Source organism: Bacillus sp. ISL-47 (genome assembly GCF_018613175.1).
Taxonomy (GTDB): Bacteria; Bacillota; Bacilli; order Bacillales; family Cytobacillaceae; genus Cytobacillus.
The window spans coordinates 158,847-175,193 of sequence record NZ_JAGGQS010000045.1; the positions used below are offsets into that span (position 1 = coordinate 158,847).

Sequence of the window (16,347 nt, forward strand, 5' to 3'; positions counted from 1 at the left end):
GAGATGCTTAATCGTCGGCCAGCGGGAGAAGCGGAGACAAAAGGAGACCCCCCGCAGGCTTAATGCTTGAGGAGGGTCGGATCGGCCGCCGTCCGCTTAGCACCTGGAGCGGAAATCAACAGGCAAGTTTAGCAGTGCCTATTTTTTAGTAACTTGCTCATTTCCTAAAGACAATGCCGTCCACGCAGATTCGTCAGCAAAATACCGGCTCCAGCTAGCAACTCCGGCCAATTTGTATTTTCTTGCTAAATCAGCTCGTTTTTTCAGGGATAATTCATCTTCGAGCCATATCCTGTACGTGGTTTGATCTTCTTCCGAAAAATACTCAGCATAATTTTGTCCGCTTGCATGATCATAAGCTGGACTAATCTTATTCTCATTAAGCCATTCTTTTACTTTATTCATGGATAAAGCCTTGGATGACACTTCTCCAGACTGTTTTTGTTCCCATAGCCTTGCATATAAAGGAACTCCCAATATTAGTTTTTCATTAGGTACTACCTCCAGGAGATTTTTCAGGTTTTCTTCCACCCATGGAAGACTCGCCACACTCCCGGCAACCGGAGAACTTCCCCAATGTTCATCATAAGCCATGACCACCAAATAATCTGCTATCTCGGCAAGCTGATCCCGTTCATAAAAAGCTGACCAATTTCCGCTGGATGAAATGAACGTAATATCCATAGACACAATCAAACCTGCTTCATGAAAATAAGGGGTTGCTTCACGGACAAACTGCGTAATTAGAGGCCCATCCACGGGGTTGACATTTTCAATATCAAGATTGATTCCGTTTAGTTCATACAGCTTGCTGTAATGGAGCAGCTGGCGAATCATGTTCTGCCTTGTTTCGAAGGACTGGAACGATTCATGGGTCAAAAACGGATCAAACGCATTTGAGAACAAGCCCCATACTTGGTAACCCTGCTGTTGTGCCCACCTAGAATATTCAATCGAGCCGCGGTTCTTGATAGAGCCATCTTTCTTAGAAAGTTCAAACCAGGTTGGGGATACGACATTGACACCAGGCATTTTTGGAATCTGCGAAGTATTGGGATTATGTGAATAAACGGCCTCCCAGGTCAACTGGATAGGCCCTTCAACTCCTGGCACATGTTTCACCTCTTCCTCTATAGCAATGGAAACTTGCTCTGTCTTTCCTTTTACGATGTAATCTTTGTTTAGATAACCTGCTGTCCCGTCTTTTTTTCTAACAAAATAGTAATCTTCTTTAACATCCTCAACCCAAATTTCCTCATTTGGCGAAACAGAAGCTGTATACGGTGACTGCAAACTGGCATCAGTGCGAAGGCGGAGTATTTCTTCATGAATTTCTTTATCAGTTACTTTTCCGGCAGCCAGCTCCTCTCCGTCCTTTTGCACCCATATAGTTCCTGAATCCTCAAGAATCGAATAGGTTATCGGGTAATAAGTTAAAAGCGGCTCAATCGCCAGATATTTTTCTCCTCCATGTTGTTTAAAAACACTAAAATGCAGCTCGACTGGCTTCTCGTTAACGTAATATGTAAGAGATTCAGATGGCATCTGCACCACTTTATGTTTAGTTGCTATAATAATTGACTGCGATTTTTCATCAAATAGGATATTCTCATCGATAAACCCATTTAAAAAAGACAGCGGCAAATAAACTGCTTCTCCTTCAATTAGGGCATTGCCCTGCTGCCTTCCCTCAAATAAAATGGGATTCTCACCTTTAAAATAGGGTGCTCTTTCCTTTGAAGCAAAAGGATATATCAGCCAAAACACACTGGAAAGCATCAGTATAAAAGCAAACAAAAGCCCTGCAAAAATAAGCTTTTTTGCTTGAGGCTTTTGCTGGTTTGTTTCAATATGAGCCATTGCCATTTCCTCCCTTATAGCCATCGTATCGAAATGTTCAGAAAATGGGAAGGGAATTTAGAACGGCCGGCAGATTCGCACTAATTTCTTGCCCCCTTATATAACGAACGAAATATAAGAAAAGTTTCGATATTAGTGCAATTTAGCAGCAATTCTTTTAATAGGTTGTAAATTGAGTGAGCTTTTGCAGCCTATAGGTAATATATTTTAAAGCTGGCAGCTTTTCATTCGATTTATAATCATTAGTATATAACGCTCCTTTATTTTCCCATAGTCTATGAAAATAAGCATCCACATCCTGCATGACTTTCGATTGGGGAGGAGCGAAAATTTTTAAATCTGTTTCCAAATTCAGGTCATCCAAATTTCTCCTCGTAAAATTAGCTGACCCCGCGATTATAATGCTATTTTCTTTTCCGGTTATATACATTAGTTTCGGATGATATTGTTCAATACCTGTGTTATACCAGCGGATCTTAATATTCTCATTGCCGAGCTTGTCCAATTCCGCTGCCACTGGGATATTCGGAAGGCCAACCTTTTCCGATCCAAAGGCATTCTGATTGGGATCGAGTATCATTTTAACCTTTACTCCCCGGTCAGCAGCATCTTTTAAAGCCTTCACCACTTCCCGGTCTGCCAGATAAAACATGCCCAGCCAGATAGTCTCACCTCGCTTCGCTTCATTAATCTCTTTGACAATATGATTATATATTTTGCCCTCTGTCAGTACCTGAGCCTTCGCTGTACTGTTTTCTCCTTTTGTCAGGGATTTAAAAGCTGGAAGATTGCCGGATGCTGAATAGTCTACAACTGCCTGTTCGGATTTAACCAGGTCAGACAAAATAGGCCCCTTCACTTCAAAAGCTATATTTGAATGGAACCCGCTGGCATTATGTGGATTCCCGGATGTAACAATTCCTGTTTTTTCTGTTACAAATACCTTTCTATGATTTGCTTTAATGTTCATAAGATCCAGATAAGAACGGAATGTTACATCTGGTGCATTCTTGGCTAGCGGATTAGGAAGCCACCCCTCTCCACCCTGGCCGAACCATTGTAAAAACACACGCCAGAAAGCGGAATAGATAGGATTTGAATCTCTTAAAGGTATAAGTGCAGTAAAAACTACATTTACTCCATTCTTTTTAAGTTCTTCAAGTTCCGGTACACTATGGGATCCATAGGTGCTGTTAATGCGATCCGTTATAACAGTGATCTCCATATCAGGGTATTTTTCCTTTTGGGCAATAAGTTTGTCTGTTATTTTGCCGCTTATATCAGGAAATTCCTGATCGCCATCATGATAGCCATTAAATAAAAACATATCCATCACAATGAAATCTTCTGCTTCCCCAATCGCTTCAGTTATGCGCTGAAATATCTGCTGATCACTCTCTCTCTTGCCATTTTTCTTTTCATAGGTAAGATCGTATAAAAATTGAACGTCTTCGACAGGATAAATTTCTCCCTCGAAAGAAAGACCTTTTGGTAATGGTTTATTGCTTTGATAAATAATAGTTGAAATTAAAATAAGAAACAGGCTCAAAACGGGAATCCATAATCTTTTTCTTTTAATAAAACCCTGAACCTTTTGCACTAAGACTCCCCCTATAGTCAGATACCTATATATAGACCATCTTTGACCAATGTAAACGCTCCTATGCTTCTAAAATCAAAATAAAAAGACGAAGGCTTGTGCCTTCGCCTTAAAAACTGCCCCATTGGCTCAGTTGCCATTTATCCTACAAGCTTAACAAGCATATGTGACAGCTTATGTTTCTCCTCTTCAGTGCCTACCTTCCAAAGTTCTTGAAGCAGCTTCTCTTCACGATTACGAGGATCCTCTTTAGATGCTAAATAGTCACCCACTTTTTGGGCTGTGTTGGCGAGCTGTTCCTCACCCATGCCCATCTTTTTGCCCATGGAAACTTTCCCGCTTAGATATTCTTTAAATTCATCAAAGTTAGAAAGAATTTCTTCCTTCTTTTCACTTCCCATATTGTTAAGTTTTTGCTCCACATTTTCTGCTTGTCCATTTGTATTATTCATGTTCTGTTCCATACTGCATCTCTCCTTTTAATGGTTTGATTGCTGTGACAGTTAATAAATACCCGAATATTCCTATAACAAACAATTTCCGGAGAGTTTGAGCTTTTAGGCTATGTATAATGAAAATATATGGACAACTTTTCATTTGCACATGGTATGCAGCTTTGCTGACATGGTACAATATAGTAACGATGAATGTGTGAAGGAGAGTTTTCATGATTTATGGAATTATTATCATTTTAGCTTATTTGCTTGGCTCCATTCCTTCCGGTTTAATTGTGGGGAAAGCGTTTTATGGAGTGGACATACGGGAGCATGGAAGCGGTAACTTAGGAGGAACCAATACTTTTCGGACTCTCGGCGTCAAGGCCGGGATGATCGTAACAATAGCTGACATTTTGAAAGGTACCCTTGCAGCCGTTCTTCCCTTTATTTTTGGATCGGACATGCATCCTTTAATGGCTGGTGTTTTTGCAGTAGTTGGACATATGTATCCCCTGTTTGCAGGATTTCGCGGCGGAAAGGCGGTCGCAACATCAGGCGGCGTGCTATTGGCCTATGTACCTCTTATGTTTCTCATTATACTGGGTGTTTTCTTTTTAAGCCTATACATAACGAAGTATGTATCACTAGCTTCAATCATGGCTGCAGTGGCCTCAATTATTTATGCGCTGATTGTTTGGGATATACCCCTTATTATCGTTGTATCCATCCTTGGCTTCTTCGTTATCTACAGGCACAGGGCTAATATCAAGCGGATCAGGAACAAAACAGAACCAAAAATTAAATGGCTTGGTTAATAGAACAAAAAGCAGCAGAATTGTTTCTGCTGCTTTCTCTATTCCACTCGTGTAATACCAAAGTCTTTTAAAGCCTGCATAAGGTTATTATACATTTTTATTTGGTCAAAGCTGATTCCTAATGTTATGATTGAATGTGCCAGTTCCGGCCTTATCCCTGTTAAAGACACTTCTACCCCTGTCAGCTCTAGGGCATCAATGATTTTAAACAATTCCTGTGCAACCATCGTATCTACAACCAAAACACCAGATAAATCAACGATTAAACAATTGACTTCCTTCTCGCTGCTTTCCCTTAAAGAGTGCTCCATCAGTTTTTTTGCCCGATGTGTATCGATATCGCCAATAAGCGGAAGAACAGCCACTGCGTCCGTTATTGTTATGATTGGTGTACTTAATTCATCGATCATTTCCTGCTGTGAACGCATTCGTTTAACTGTATAAGCACTATATGATACAGTAAATCCCTCTATCAACCCATCCAGAGCATTATCTACCTTCCTTCCCAGCTTTAATGCTTCTGAAAGATCAATATTATTTTTCAGAAAAAATCTTTCAAGATAATCCCAGAGCACATCTCGAAAAACATTAAAATGGGAAATGGATCTGGTAAGGCCGATATCTATCCTTGCCCTTCGTTCACCTGCTTCACTGCTCCATGCTTCCAGGTTCCCCTCATACTCGCGGGAAAGACTAGTAGCAATGACTTTAATAAGTTCATGGTTGGAATCAATAAGCTCTTTTACAATCTTTTGCGGCATATAATTGGAATAAATGGATGAGTCATCCTCTTCCCGCCTTATAGATAGCCATTTTTCAGTAATGGTATTGCTATTTTCAAGTAGATAGTTTTTTAGTTTTTCATTTGCTGTCATTCTATTTGCTCCTTCAAAGGCGTATCGTTTTGTTGATTCTGAGTTTTCTATAATATTATACTAGTCATATAGACCTATCCCGTATCATCTAACATAAATCGATGCCTGTGATTTTAATTAATTTTGACAATATTTAAAGCTTACAATTGATTTTGGCACCCTTTAATTTCAGCGGAAGAAGCAAGTCAAGGAGAGAACTCGCTGCGCTAAACGCCAATGAGCATCGGATCGTCCCGCGTTCCGCTGCGTGCCTGGAGCGGAAATCACAGGCAAGTTTAACAGAGCCTTATCCTTTTTTACATAAAGAAACATAATCTGCTATCATTCGCCATACATTAGTTTAGGGCTGATAAATCACTTTTTACTTACCACAAAATGATATTTATAAACTATGAAAAAGCGGCTTCAGCCAAACCACTTTTATAGTTAGGATGATGAATATATGTATTTAACAAAGAGTTTATTAGAAAAAATGCCTTTTCCCTATTTTTTAATAAATGGAAAATACGAGATCCTGTCTGCTTCCTTGGATGTAGAAAATAAGTTGACAGGACAATTATTTACAAACTTCTTGGCAACCGATGAAGTTATCAGCTTTAAAGAAAATTTAGACAGGAACGGATATAAAGTAGTCAAAGTAAGAAAAGAGGATAGGTATCTGCCTCATCGAATATATGTGGTTGAGGATGAAGAAGACCGTCATCACCTATTCTGTTTCCCTCTATCCATAGAAGACCAGGAATTTAAGAAAGCGGCTGATCGGGTCGAAAAGAAGCTGCTGCAATTTAATCTTCAACTGATGGAAAAAAAGAAGTACTTTGAAGAAACAGCAAAAGAAATTCATGAAGCTTCACTCGCATCCGATTATATGTCCAACGTTGGAAAGCTTGCCGCTGGCATTGCACATGAAATCAGGAACCCCCTAACGACAGTAAAGGGTTTCATTCAGCTTATAAAACCTTATTTAATTGATGTTGGCAAAGAACAATATGCTGAAATTGCATTGGAAGAGATAAATCGGGCAAATGATATTATTTACGAATTTTTAAATGCCGCTAAGCCCCCGGAGAAGAAGAAAACAGAAGTGTGGCTCAACAAACTTATCCAAGAAGTGACCCTATTATTTGAAAGCGAAGCCCATCTTCATAATATAAATTTTTCCATACAGCCTTGTGATGCAAATCCATCAGTTTTTGGTGATAATAACCAGATTAAACAAGTGCTGGTGAACATTTTAAAAAACGCGTTAGAAGCCCTTCAAAATGTTAACAGGTCTGATGGCATGATCCGAATATACGCTGAAACAAAACAAGAAAAAGCCTATATAATTGTGGAGGATAACGGTCCGGGGATGTCACAGGAGACTGTGGACCAATTATTCGTCCCTTTTTATACAACAAAATCAAACGGAACGGGCATTGGCCTGTCGATTTGCAAAAAAATCATAGAGGAACATGGCGGAAATATAGTCCTCAATTCACAACTTGATACTGGTACAGTATTTAAGATTGAACTTCCCCTATTTTTAAACCAAAAATAAATAGAACATTTTTTGTTCGTTAATTTGTCAAAAAATAAAGAAAATTTTCTTTCCTTAGATAGTAAACTAAAAGTAGATAATATTTGTTTTAGCGGAAGGTGGTTTTAATGAAAAATACAGAATTGATCAAAGAACAAAGCTATTCCTTTACCACTTCTGTCACCGAAGCTTCTCAGAAAGAGGATTTCATAGTTGAACTTTTTGAATTTGGTCCTGATATGGATAGTGAAGGGTTACCACTAAAAGTTTTGACTAACTTTGATGAACTAATTGATTTCATTGAAGAAATGGATATGAACTAAAAAAGCGATGCCAGCCGGCACCGCTTTTAGTATTTGAAAAATCAATGATTACATTTTTAACAACTGAAAGCGCCCTCTTCCAAAGGCATCTTCAACATAGTCAAGTTTGGTGCTGTCAAAATAAACATAGTCACGTTCATGGATAAGCACATCTATCCCCTCTATCTCCAGCACCTTATCCTCACTTAACGGCTGCTCTTCCAGAGACAGCTTTAATTGAGGACCGCCTCAGCCAATTCCCATTGAAAGCCTTACATACAATTGTTCCGCTTGCTTACCTTTCCTTTCATTTTTAATGGCATTGGAAAGTACATTAATCGCATTGCGAGTCATCTTAAACATCTAATTCACCTCTATAAAAATAATTTTCTTTATTTTACCCTTGAATGAGTAAAAAAAACGACAAAAACAGACTAAAGTAATTTAATTTTAAAAATATAGGGAAAAATATATAAATTTATATTATATTAAATTTAAGACCAATTATAAATTTTAATGCTTCTATGTTAAGGGGATAACTTTTATGAAAATGAGAAAGACGCTCTTGCTTACCACGCTTCTTTGCACAATATTAGTTTTACTTTCATCCTTTCTGATTTTTAAGATGTATACGGAAAATAAAGCTGCCGCTGCAGTTAAAAAACCTGCGCAGTTGCATTATCAGTCCCGGGAGTCTGTTATCGGAAACAAAGGGCTGAAAGAGGAGGCAACTCTTGGGGCAATTGGTGATATCCTGATCCATGATTGGGTTTATAACGATGCAAAAACAAAGGCAGGCTATGACTTCAGGCCAATGTTCGAGCATATGAAACCATTACTAAGGGAGCCTGACCTACTTCTTGCCAATCAAGAAACAATTTTGGGCGGAACGGCCATTGGTGTTTCCAGTTACCCAATGTTCAATAGTCCTCAGGAGGTGGGAGATGCCTTAATCGATGCGGGGATTGATATTGTTTCAACAGCAAATAATCACTCACTGGATAAGGGTGAAAAAGGCCTTAAAGCTTCCATTGACTATATGGATCAAATTGGATTGCCGCATGTGGGAACAAGCAGGTCTGCAAGCGAACGGAAAACATTAAAAATCATGAGTAAAAACGGAATTAATATCGCTTATTTATCTTATACCTATGGCACAAATGGCATTCCTGTCCCCAAAGGAAAAGATTATCTTGTTAATTTAATTGATAAACCTTTAATGCAGGAGGAGATTCACCGAGCTAAAAATGAAGCAGACATCGTTGTCTTAAGCCTGCATTGGGGAAATGAATATCAGCTCCAGCCTACGGATGAGCAAAAGGAGCTTGCGAAGTATCTTGTTGATGAAGGTGTCGATATTATATTTGGCCACCACCCTCATGTACTCCAGCCCATGGAATGGATTGAAGCTAAAGATGGACGAAAATCCCTCGTCGTATATTCCCTTGGCAATTTCCTGTCAGGCCAAATGCGTGACTATAAAGATGTTGGCGGCCTGGCAACAGTGCATATCACTAAATATATTGATCAAAAGGGCGTCAGAATCGAACTTTCCAATCCAAGTTTCTTTCCAACCTATGTAAGCAATAAACAGCTAAAAAATTATCGAATCGTACCTTTAGAGGAAGCTGGCAGCTACGGACTGAAAAATGCAGATTCCAAATATAACGAAATTCAGAAACACATGCTTGGAAATCTTCACTAAAGCGCCTTGACCAGGCGCTTTTTCATGTGGGAATAGTGGTAAAATAATCTATAGGTCAAAGGGGTGATGGTGATGGAAGATTCTCATTTTAAGAAAAAAGATTTCGCCTATTTACAGCTGAGCATTTTTCTGGCTGTTCTTCTGCTTTTACAAAATAAACTTTTTACTTTTGCTTTTATCCTGTCTTTTGCACTTATTATTTTTTTATTGGTAACTTCCCGGCAAGAACGTGTTTTTTCCTGGACGATCGCCGCTTATTTAACCGGCAATCTTTTAATTTTGTATGGAGACAGGCTGCTGGATGAACTGCCCCTTCAAACTTATATTTTATTGATCCTTAACCGTGTTCTGTTAATAATACCTATCCTGCTTCTTATATATGTTAGTAAGAAGTTTAATAAGTCGGCAAATCGCTATTGGCAAAAACCTGCCTGGAATGCCCAAATTTATTTTCCGTTTATATGGAGAGGGTTCCATTCGCTGACGATTAAAGCATTTTTGATTATAGCCTTGATTATGAATAGCGTTATTTTAGCCCCTGCCATTTTTTTAGCTGAAATTCCTTTTGGGACAGATTTATTTGTATTCCTGATTGGCTTTTCCACTGTAAATGCATTTATGGAGGAATTCTTATGGAGGGGAATTCTATTAACCAGAATGGCAGGCTTGGCAGGAGAAAAAGAAGCTGTCATTTTCTCGGGAATTTCTTTTGGATTTTCCCACTTGATGCTTGGTTACTCTTTTGCTGTATGCCTCTTATTTGCCTTAGGAGGGGTATTTTATGGTGCCATAACGGTCAAATCGGGGAGCATAATCCCCGCTATCCTTTGGCATAGCGCAATCAATGTATTAATGATCCTTAGCGGCTCCATCCCATTTTCAGGATAAAAAAGGAGTACTTGCATTTCCAATGCAGATACTCCTTCTTTCTCTTAGTGCGCTCCTCCAAAAATCATTTCCTGCAGAAAAATCATTCCAACAGAAAGCAAAACCAATACCGCTATCAAAGGAACAAAAAGATTTTTATTTTTATGAAAAACAGAAACGAGGATAAAATACAAAAGTGCAGAAACAGCTACAAAGCCCCCTGCTTCCATTAGTTTTTTTGCACCGCTCGTTTGGATAAACATCTGCAGGGCAATCCCCGTAAACAATATGACACCCAAAATATTAAAAAGCCGATAGGAAGTCATCTTATCACCTCTTAAATAGAATTTTTTATATTGCCAGAAAACCTGGTTGACTGATGCAAATTGAATTATTCGCACTTAAATAAAATCTAGCCTATAATATTACTATCACCCAAGAGGAGGAGTTTCAAAATGAAAATACATATTAACGATCAGGCTTCCGCATGGTATCAAGAAGAAATGCTCTTGAATAAGGGTGACTACGTCCGCTTTTTTGCAAGATACGGTGGCTCCAGCACCGTCCAGCAGGGCTTTTCACTGGGCGTCTCCAATGAAAAGCCGCACAATGCAGGTGTACAAACTGAAAAAGATGGAATCACTTATTTTATAGAAGAAAAAGACCTTTGGTATTTTGATAATCATGACCTACTCGTAGAATTTAATGAAAAAGCGAAGGAACCTGAATTTAAATATGATAAGTAAGAATGGAAGCAGACTAGGTCTGCTTCTATTTTTATGTAATAGATCAAGTAAGCTTCCGATGGTTCCGAATTACCGGCCCTTATAGAGGCCATTTGATTGGTAGCCGTTTTGTAGGCTGGAAATGACTGCCCGTAACTATTTCCGTCGTTTGGGACTTCTTTTGCGTCAGTGCGGATGTTATTGCCTCCGCTTGATTAGTTATCGCGTCTTCACAACCATTTTGGACAATTTTATTTGTTAGAGATTCAATTCCAATCTTTTTAATTGATCTAAGAGCTGTTCCTTCTCCAGAATTTCTGCCTGTCTTTCACCGATTAAATCAAAGTGGGAGTAGCCATCTTTTCTTAGGTCAATCCATTCTTGCTTCAGTCCATGTCTTTCTCCCCATGCGATTAACTTCTCCAAATCAGAACAGCCGACCTTTGTGACTGTTTTACATCCAGGGAAGCGATCATCAATCCAATAATGGGTAAGAAAGGCAATTTCGCCTTTGTCTATTTTCATTTTCCATTCACGAAGGTCTTTTTTCCGAAGGCCGAAAGCCATGTCATTCTCCATCCTTTTCATTATAAGCAATCCAAATAATTAGTTTATAGCTTCTTCTGTCTGCTTTTTAGCTTTTTCGTATGCTTCGTGCCAGTCTGGATATTTCTTTTTGATTGAAATCGGCCTGAAGGAATCCTTTTTGACGCATACATGCTTCGAAGAGCCTATGACAGAAAGTTCCCCCTCGTCATTAAAAATTTCATAGCCATAGCTGACACGGAAGCCGTCATATTCTTCGATCCATGTCTTAATTGTAGCTATTTGCCCGTAACGGAGCGGCTTTTTGTAGGAAGCCTGAATATCCAGAACAGGAGAAATGATTCCGTCCTGTTCCATTTCTGCATAACTGAATCCCAGGTCTTTTATGATTTGTGTCCTGCCGAGCTCCATCCAAACCAGGTAGTTTGCATGGTAAACAACGCCCATTTGGTCCGTTTCTGCATATCTGACTTCCACTTCTTTAGTTGATATTAACATTGCTATTCCCCTCTTCCCATCTTATTTAAAGCTATCTCGAAATCCTCTCTCTCCAGTATGCTAACCTGCTCATTGTCTTGATCAATGTTCATGTCTGAAACAATTCTCATCGCCTGCGCCTGGATCGCTTCATCTGCAAGGTTTGCAGCAAAACGACCGTTCCCATTAATAGTTATTTCAGATAAGGTAGTCATCAGATAATCTTGTGCATGCTCCGTTAGTCTGTATTCGTATTGGTCAGCGTACGATACAATGATTTTCAAAAGCTCATCGGTGGAATAATCATTAAAATGAAAGAATTTTTTAAACCGGGACTTTAACCCTGGATTGCTGTTCAGCAGCTTTTCCATTTCATTTGGATATCCAGCTAAAACAACGACAAGGTTTTCATTATGTTTGGTCATTTCATCAACTAATGTATCAATAACTTCTTTTCCAAAATCACCTGAAGTTTGGGATAACAGAGAGTATGCTTCATCTATAAAAAGAACTCCTCCCAAAGCTTCTCTTATCTTTTTCTTTGTTTTTATAGCTGTTTGGCCTACATAGCCAGCCACAAAATCTGCCCGGCTTGCAACCATTAGGTGCCCTCTTTTTAAAAACCCGCAATCCTTCAGCAATTCCGCATATATTTTTGCAACCGTAGTTTTACCCGTCCCCGGATTACCTGTAAACACGGAATGCAGTTGAATCGGAACGACAGGCAGTCCTTTCTCGCGGCGTATTTGCTGCAACTTTACGAAAGAAACAAGATTTTTAACCTCTGCTTTAACCGTTTCTAGGCCAATTAATTGATCAAGCTGCTCCTGAGGATCCCGTTGTTGTTCCTCTTCTTCGCTTTCAAAATCTTCTTTTTCAAGAAGTGTGTAGGCCATGATGTTTTGGTCATTTTTTGATTGGGAACCTTTTTTGAAAATGGCATCCAAAACGATATTTCTGACTGTCCGGGCATTGCCAAACGTGTCATCCACCCGCTCTTTTTCAATCCGTTTGCCAAGCTCTATTTTTGCACCTTCTGTTAGGACATAGTCATTATCATCTGCAAGCTTTTCTGCAATCATAAGAAGCTCCTCATTTGAATAATCAGGCAGTGCAATAAAGTTTGATTCTGGAAAACGGCTCCGCAGACCGGGATTGCTGTCCAGAAACTGCCTCATTTCCTCAGGATAGCCGGCCATTATAACGGCAAACTTGCCTCCGTATTCTGTCCCCGTCATAAGGGAAACGAGAGTATCGATTGCAGTTTGTCCATAGTCGCTTCCAGTCTGTCCTTCCCGCTTCAAACTATAGGCTTCATCTATGAACAAAACACCTCCAATTGCTTTTTCAACGGCAGACCTGACATTCTCTTCTGTTTGCCCGACAAACCCACCCACTAGCTGTGAGCGATCAGCCTCAATTACTTCTTCACGCGGCAATACGCCAAGACTATGGTAAATTTTAGCCAACAATCGGGCAATCGTTGTTTTTCCTGTTCCCGGATTACCAGTCAATATCATATTTAAGCTAAGTTCATCTTTCGTCTGAAAACCGAGTGATTTACGTTCATTTTGATATTTTAAAAAACGATAAAAATCATGAACCCTGCTCTTAACCGTCTTTAACCCAACCATTTCATTTAATTCATCCAGCGGATCTTTTTCTGTATCTGTCTCGTCTTCATCAGCTTCAAAAACTTCTTTCCATTCTTCCTTTAGCTGTTTAATTTCAGTAAGATGCGTTTTCATATCTGTGTAGTAAGTAGAAGTATGAAAAACGCCGGAGATGGACTGTTCATATTCCTCTGAAGCCTTTAAGAGCAAAGCTGTTTCTTCAATTGCTTTCTCAAGGATTGCAGAAAGTTTGTGGTATTCAGGACCCTGGTAAGCTTTTATTTTCTTATTAAGATCGTCCAGCTCATCATCAGCTTTATTTATAAAACTGCGGCATATTTCTATAAACTGTTCTGCAGTTTTCTTTTTTGCGGCCCGGTTATCCGTTTCCCGAATCGGCGGAAAAGTCAAAGCCTCCAGAACATGTGACTTGCTTTTCCATTCTGATTTCCCCAACTGGGCAGCTGCCTTGAGATTCTCAGGATTCAAATCGACCGCCTTTTGAAGCCACGCAGTTCCAAGATTATCGCCAGGGAATTTATGGCATCTAGAAAGACCTGCCAGTGTTAATAATTCAGAAAGGAGCTCTCGATCACTTTCTTCATTTAAATTTTTTATAAAATAAAGCAAATCCGCTTCATTTTGTATGTATCCCTTATGATTAATCTCATGTTTCCATTCCTGAACCTGCTCATCAGCTGTGTTTTTCTTCCTATACTGTTGAACCACTATTCATCACTTCTCTTCTTAGTTTCCACAACTTATCTTACCATATTTCTTCTTTAAGCAATAAGGATGCGCTCTTACTAACCTATAGGAAAAGACCTAATCAAAGCTGATCAGGTCTTTTCAAAAGAGTTTTTTATTGATAGCTGTCTTTGTTTTTGTATCCGTTTTGCTGCGCCTGGTATTCATCTTTTATCTCAGAACGGAATGAAGCAAGACTTTCACGTCGTCGCTCATTTTTGGCTTCAATTCGGGCAAGATCCTCGGCATTTGCAAACTTCATTGACTCCTCCGCTTCGTCCATGTTTTCGATTGTATGGACAATCATGGATTGAAGCTTTTCTACATTATCGCTGCGGTCATCAGGATTTGGTTTGTTATGTGCCATGGTAAGTTCCTCCCTTAGATGAGTGATGGTACAAAATTAGTTTGTGAAAGAGCAGAGAAATTATCGGCGGAAAAGTGTGGGTATCTTGCCTGAAGTAAAAATAATTTATCAAAAAATAGAAAACCCGCCGCAGGGGGAAGCGGCAGGTATTTAACCTATTTATTATTCACCTTTTGTTTGTATAACTTGTGCATGCTGGCCAGATTTATCCTGCATTTTCTTGCCTTTATTGCCGCCAAATCCACGGGATTGTGTACCAATATGATTTGGAGCAAAATGCTCTCGGTTTTTTTTCGGATTACCCATTGAAATCCCTCCTCATTTAAAGTATGGTCCGATGAAGAGGGTTTCATGAATGGGAAGTACTGCTATTCAGCTTTATCGAGACGCTTTTTTTCAAGACGTTCTTCAATTTTATCCATTGCGTCTTGATCCCTAAGTAATTGGCGCTTATTTTCTAAAACTAATTCAGCAAAGGAGCGTTTTCTTGGCTTTCTCATAAACATTCACCTTCCTTAAACAATATTGTAACAGTCATTATGTCCAGAAACCGTTTAAATTATTACAACTTTTTGAAAATTTAATCCGCTAATTCATCATACGTGAAAAAGGTTCATTTGTTTCAAAATCTGAAGATAATTAACTAAAGATTCAGAAAAATATATTTAGTGTTTATCCTGACTTTAAAAATCTTTCCCCGTATAATCGTCATTTAAACTTATAGACATCCTTTAACTTTGTATTGATCATCTTTTTTAAATAAGGCTTTGGAATCGCTGTATATTTTCCAAAGTCCAGAAAATAGCCAACAAAAAAAGCATCTGCTTTTCAGCGGATGCATTCTAGTTACATTTCTTCTGTATACTGCCTCATTATTTCTATTGGCATGGCACTTAAATATTTATTCCGTATGATCCCTTTTTCATCGATAAAAAAAGTCGTGGGGATCGTTAAGATTTGATAAGCATTTGCTGCTTTTTCATTCTCATCAAGCAGAATGGGAAAATTAACACGCATTTCTTTGGCAAAACCCGCAACATCATACTGAGGATCAATATTAACAGCCAATATTGCTACTTCATCCCCTTTTTCAGTATAGAACTTTTGGATGTCCGGCATTTCAGCTTTGCAGGGCGGGCACCAGGTTGCCCAAAAATTTAGCATGACCTTCTTTCCAACATAATCCGAAAGCTTAACCGTTTCACCCTCAAGATTTTTTAATTCAAAATCAGGAGCCTTTAAACCTATTCCAAGGCCAGTTTGATTCACTGGTTCCGTCTTGACTTCATCTTTCTCAACTGCCTGAACAATAACTGTGGTAACCAATACAAACAATACTACTGCTGCCATCATCTTCTTGAACATGCTCACATTCCCTCCAGCCTACAAGCTAAACAGCCTTTTGGTTTCTTGTTTGTATTGTAACCTAGAAAAGTAAAATAAATAAGGTTCTGAACAGCCAAAAAGATAACAGAAATGTGACAGTTCCATAAACAATCCCGCTTAGCCACCTTTGTACAGCATAATTACTTTTTTTTATTCTCCATGCAAGATAGATAAGCGCCAGAATAATGCCTAAAGTCATTCCTTTCGATCCCCCGGAGAAATATAAAAGTCCGATAGGATTATTAATTATATTTTCTGTCTGGAAGAGAACTGAACTGAATTTGTATGTAAAAAAACCGATGAAGATGGCATTGACCATGTCATTTAAGGCGTCCTTTTTAAATTCCGCGTCTTTTTTCAAAGCCTGCCCAACTACAAAATAAGTTAAAATACCTGCCAGAAAAATAAGTATCCATTCATACTTAATTAATAATGGTCCAAGCAAAAAAGCACCCATGGTACCCCTCCAATAAACTCATCTATATAGCTAAGATACCTAATCCCGT

At 38.9% G+C, this 16,347-nt stretch carries 20 protein-coding genes; 6 read left to right on the forward strand and 14 right to left on the reverse strand.

Annotated features, from left to right (window positions below; translation table 11 throughout):
• Nucleotides 1-138: 138 nt before the first annotated feature.
• From J7I93_RS15565 to J7I93_RS15575, 3 genes are all read right to left on the reverse strand, one after another.
• On the reverse strand, nt 139-1,860 hold the full coding sequence (locus tag J7I93_RS15565; RefSeq protein WP_214726769.1) for a glycosyl hydrolase family 18 protein: 1,722 nt from the start codon (nt 1,858-1,860) through the stop codon (nt 139-141).
• 157 nt (nt 1,861-2,017) lie between these two features.
• Nucleotides 2,018-3,460, reverse strand: a complete 1,443-nt coding sequence (locus J7I93_RS15570) for a phospholipase D family protein (RefSeq protein WP_214726770.1) — start codon at nt 3,458-3,460, stop codon at nt 2,018-2,020.
• Between the two features lie 140 nt (nt 3,461-3,600).
• Complete coding sequence (locus J7I93_RS15575) at nt 3,601-3,924, reverse strand: DUF3243 domain-containing protein (protein WP_214988003.1); 324 nt, start codon at nt 3,922-3,924, stop codon at nt 3,601-3,603.
• A 203-nt stretch (nt 3,925-4,127) separates the two neighbouring features.
• Between J7I93_RS15575 and plsY the strand changes: the two genes are divergently transcribed.
• Entirely contained in the window at nt 4,128-4,712 is a 585-nt protein-coding gene (plsY, locus tag J7I93_RS15580) for a glycerol-3-phosphate 1-O-acyltransferase PlsY (RefSeq protein WP_214726771.1), read from the forward strand.
• A 38-nt stretch (nt 4,713-4,750) separates the two neighbouring features.
• Here the strand turns inward: plsY and J7I93_RS15585 are convergent, their stop codons facing one another.
• Nucleotides 4,751-5,587 carry an STAS domain-containing protein gene (locus tag J7I93_RS15585; RefSeq protein ID WP_214726772.1) on the reverse strand — a complete coding sequence of 279 codons (837 nt, stop codon included), beginning with the start codon at nt 5,585-5,587 and terminating at the stop codon, nt 4,751-4,753.
• Nucleotides 5,588-6,029: 442 nt separating this feature from the next.
• Between J7I93_RS15585 and J7I93_RS15590 the strand changes: the two genes are divergently transcribed.
• Together J7I93_RS15590 and J7I93_RS15595 are read left to right on the forward strand one after the other, a co-directional pair.
• The gene (locus J7I93_RS15590; protein ID WP_214726773.1) at nt 6,030-7,127 is read left to right on the forward strand and encodes an ATP-binding protein; all 1,098 of its coding nucleotides are present in this window, start codon (nt 6,030-6,032) and stop codon (nt 7,125-7,127) included.
• 107 nt (nt 7,128-7,234) lie between these two features.
• Nucleotides 7,235-7,429 (forward strand): hypothetical protein, encoded by a 195-nt coding sequence (locus J7I93_RS15595; RefSeq protein WP_214726774.1) that lies wholly within the window; start codon nt 7,235-7,237, stop codon nt 7,427-7,429.
• A 48-nt stretch (nt 7,430-7,477) separates the two neighbouring features.
• Here the strand turns inward: J7I93_RS15595 and J7I93_RS25425 are convergent, their stop codons facing one another.
• On the reverse strand, nt 7,478-7,603 hold the full coding sequence (locus tag J7I93_RS25425; protein WP_285289082.1) for a hypothetical protein: 126 nt from the start codon (nt 7,601-7,603) through the stop codon (nt 7,478-7,480).
• A gap of 349 nt (nt 7,604-7,952) precedes the next feature.
• Between J7I93_RS25425 and J7I93_RS15600 the strand changes: the two genes are divergently transcribed.
• Together J7I93_RS15600 and J7I93_RS15605 are read left to right on the forward strand one after the other, a co-directional pair.
• Complete coding sequence (locus J7I93_RS15600) at nt 7,953-9,113, forward strand: CapA family protein (RefSeq protein ID WP_214726775.1); 1,161 nt, start codon at nt 7,953-7,955, stop codon at nt 9,111-9,113.
• 72 nt (nt 9,114-9,185) lie between these two features.
• A complete protein-coding gene (locus J7I93_RS15605) occupies nt 9,186-10,001 on the forward strand; it encodes a CPBP family intramembrane glutamic endopeptidase (RefSeq protein ID WP_214726776.1) in 816 nt (271 codons plus the stop codon).
• A 44-nt stretch (nt 10,002-10,045) separates the two neighbouring features.
• On the opposite strand, the gene J7I93_RS15610 is transcribed toward J7I93_RS15605, so the two are convergent.
• Nucleotides 10,046-10,306: a hypothetical protein gene (locus J7I93_RS15610; RefSeq protein ID WP_214726777.1), complete on the reverse strand. Its 261-nt coding sequence runs from the start codon at nt 10,304-10,306 to the stop codon at nt 10,046-10,048.
• A gap of 129 nt (nt 10,307-10,435) precedes the next feature.
• Here J7I93_RS15610 and J7I93_RS15615 point away from each other — a divergent pair, with 129 nt between their 5' ends.
• Nucleotides 10,436-10,726, forward strand: coding sequence for a HesB/YadR/YfhF family protein (locus tag J7I93_RS15615; protein ID WP_214726778.1), 291 nt, complete (start codon nt 10,436-10,438; stop codon nt 10,724-10,726).
• A gap of 237 nt (nt 10,727-10,963) precedes the next feature.
• On the opposite strand, the gene J7I93_RS15620 is transcribed toward J7I93_RS15615, so the two are convergent.
• The 8 genes from J7I93_RS15620 to J7I93_RS15655 all read right to left on the reverse strand — a co-directional run bounded on the left by J7I93_RS15620 (nt 10,964) and on the right by J7I93_RS15655 (nt 16,298).
• Nucleotides 10,964-11,272, reverse strand: a complete 309-nt coding sequence (locus J7I93_RS15620) for a hypothetical protein (protein ID WP_214726808.1) — start codon at nt 11,270-11,272, stop codon at nt 10,964-10,966.
• Between the two features lie 39 nt (nt 11,273-11,311).
• Complete coding sequence (locus tag J7I93_RS15625; RefSeq protein WP_214726779.1) at nt 11,312-11,749, reverse strand: acyl-CoA thioesterase; 438 nt, start codon at nt 11,747-11,749, stop codon at nt 11,312-11,314.
• A gap of 2 nt (nt 11,750-11,751) precedes the next feature.
• The gene (locus J7I93_RS15630; protein WP_214726780.1) at nt 11,752-14,070 is read right to left on the reverse strand and encodes an AAA family ATPase; all 2,319 of its coding nucleotides are present in this window, start codon (nt 14,068-14,070) and stop codon (nt 11,752-11,754) included.
• 133 nt (nt 14,071-14,203) lie between these two features.
• A complete protein-coding gene (gene tlp / locus J7I93_RS15635; RefSeq protein WP_214726781.1) occupies nt 14,204-14,455 on the reverse strand; it encodes a small acid-soluble spore protein Tlp in 252 nt (83 codons plus the stop codon).
• Between the two features lie 162 nt (nt 14,456-14,617).
• The gene (locus J7I93_RS15640; protein WP_110066478.1) at nt 14,618-14,761 is read right to left on the reverse strand and encodes an acid-soluble spore protein N; all 144 of its coding nucleotides are present in this window, start codon (nt 14,759-14,761) and stop codon (nt 14,618-14,620) included.
• Nucleotides 14,762-14,823: 62 nt separating this feature from the next.
• On the reverse strand, nt 14,824-14,955 hold the full coding sequence (locus J7I93_RS15645) for an FbpB family small basic protein (protein ID WP_110066477.1): 132 nt from the start codon (nt 14,953-14,955) through the stop codon (nt 14,824-14,826).
• 346 nt (nt 14,956-15,301) lie between these two features.
• Complete coding sequence (locus tag J7I93_RS15650) at nt 15,302-15,820, reverse strand: peroxiredoxin family protein (RefSeq protein ID WP_214726782.1); 519 nt, start codon at nt 15,818-15,820, stop codon at nt 15,302-15,304.
• A 61-nt stretch (nt 15,821-15,881) separates the two neighbouring features.
• The gene (locus tag J7I93_RS15655; RefSeq protein ID WP_214726783.1) at nt 15,882-16,298 is read right to left on the reverse strand and encodes a hypothetical protein; all 417 of its coding nucleotides are present in this window, start codon (nt 16,296-16,298) and stop codon (nt 15,882-15,884) included.
• Between the last annotated feature and the right edge of the window lie 49 nt (nt 16,299-16,347).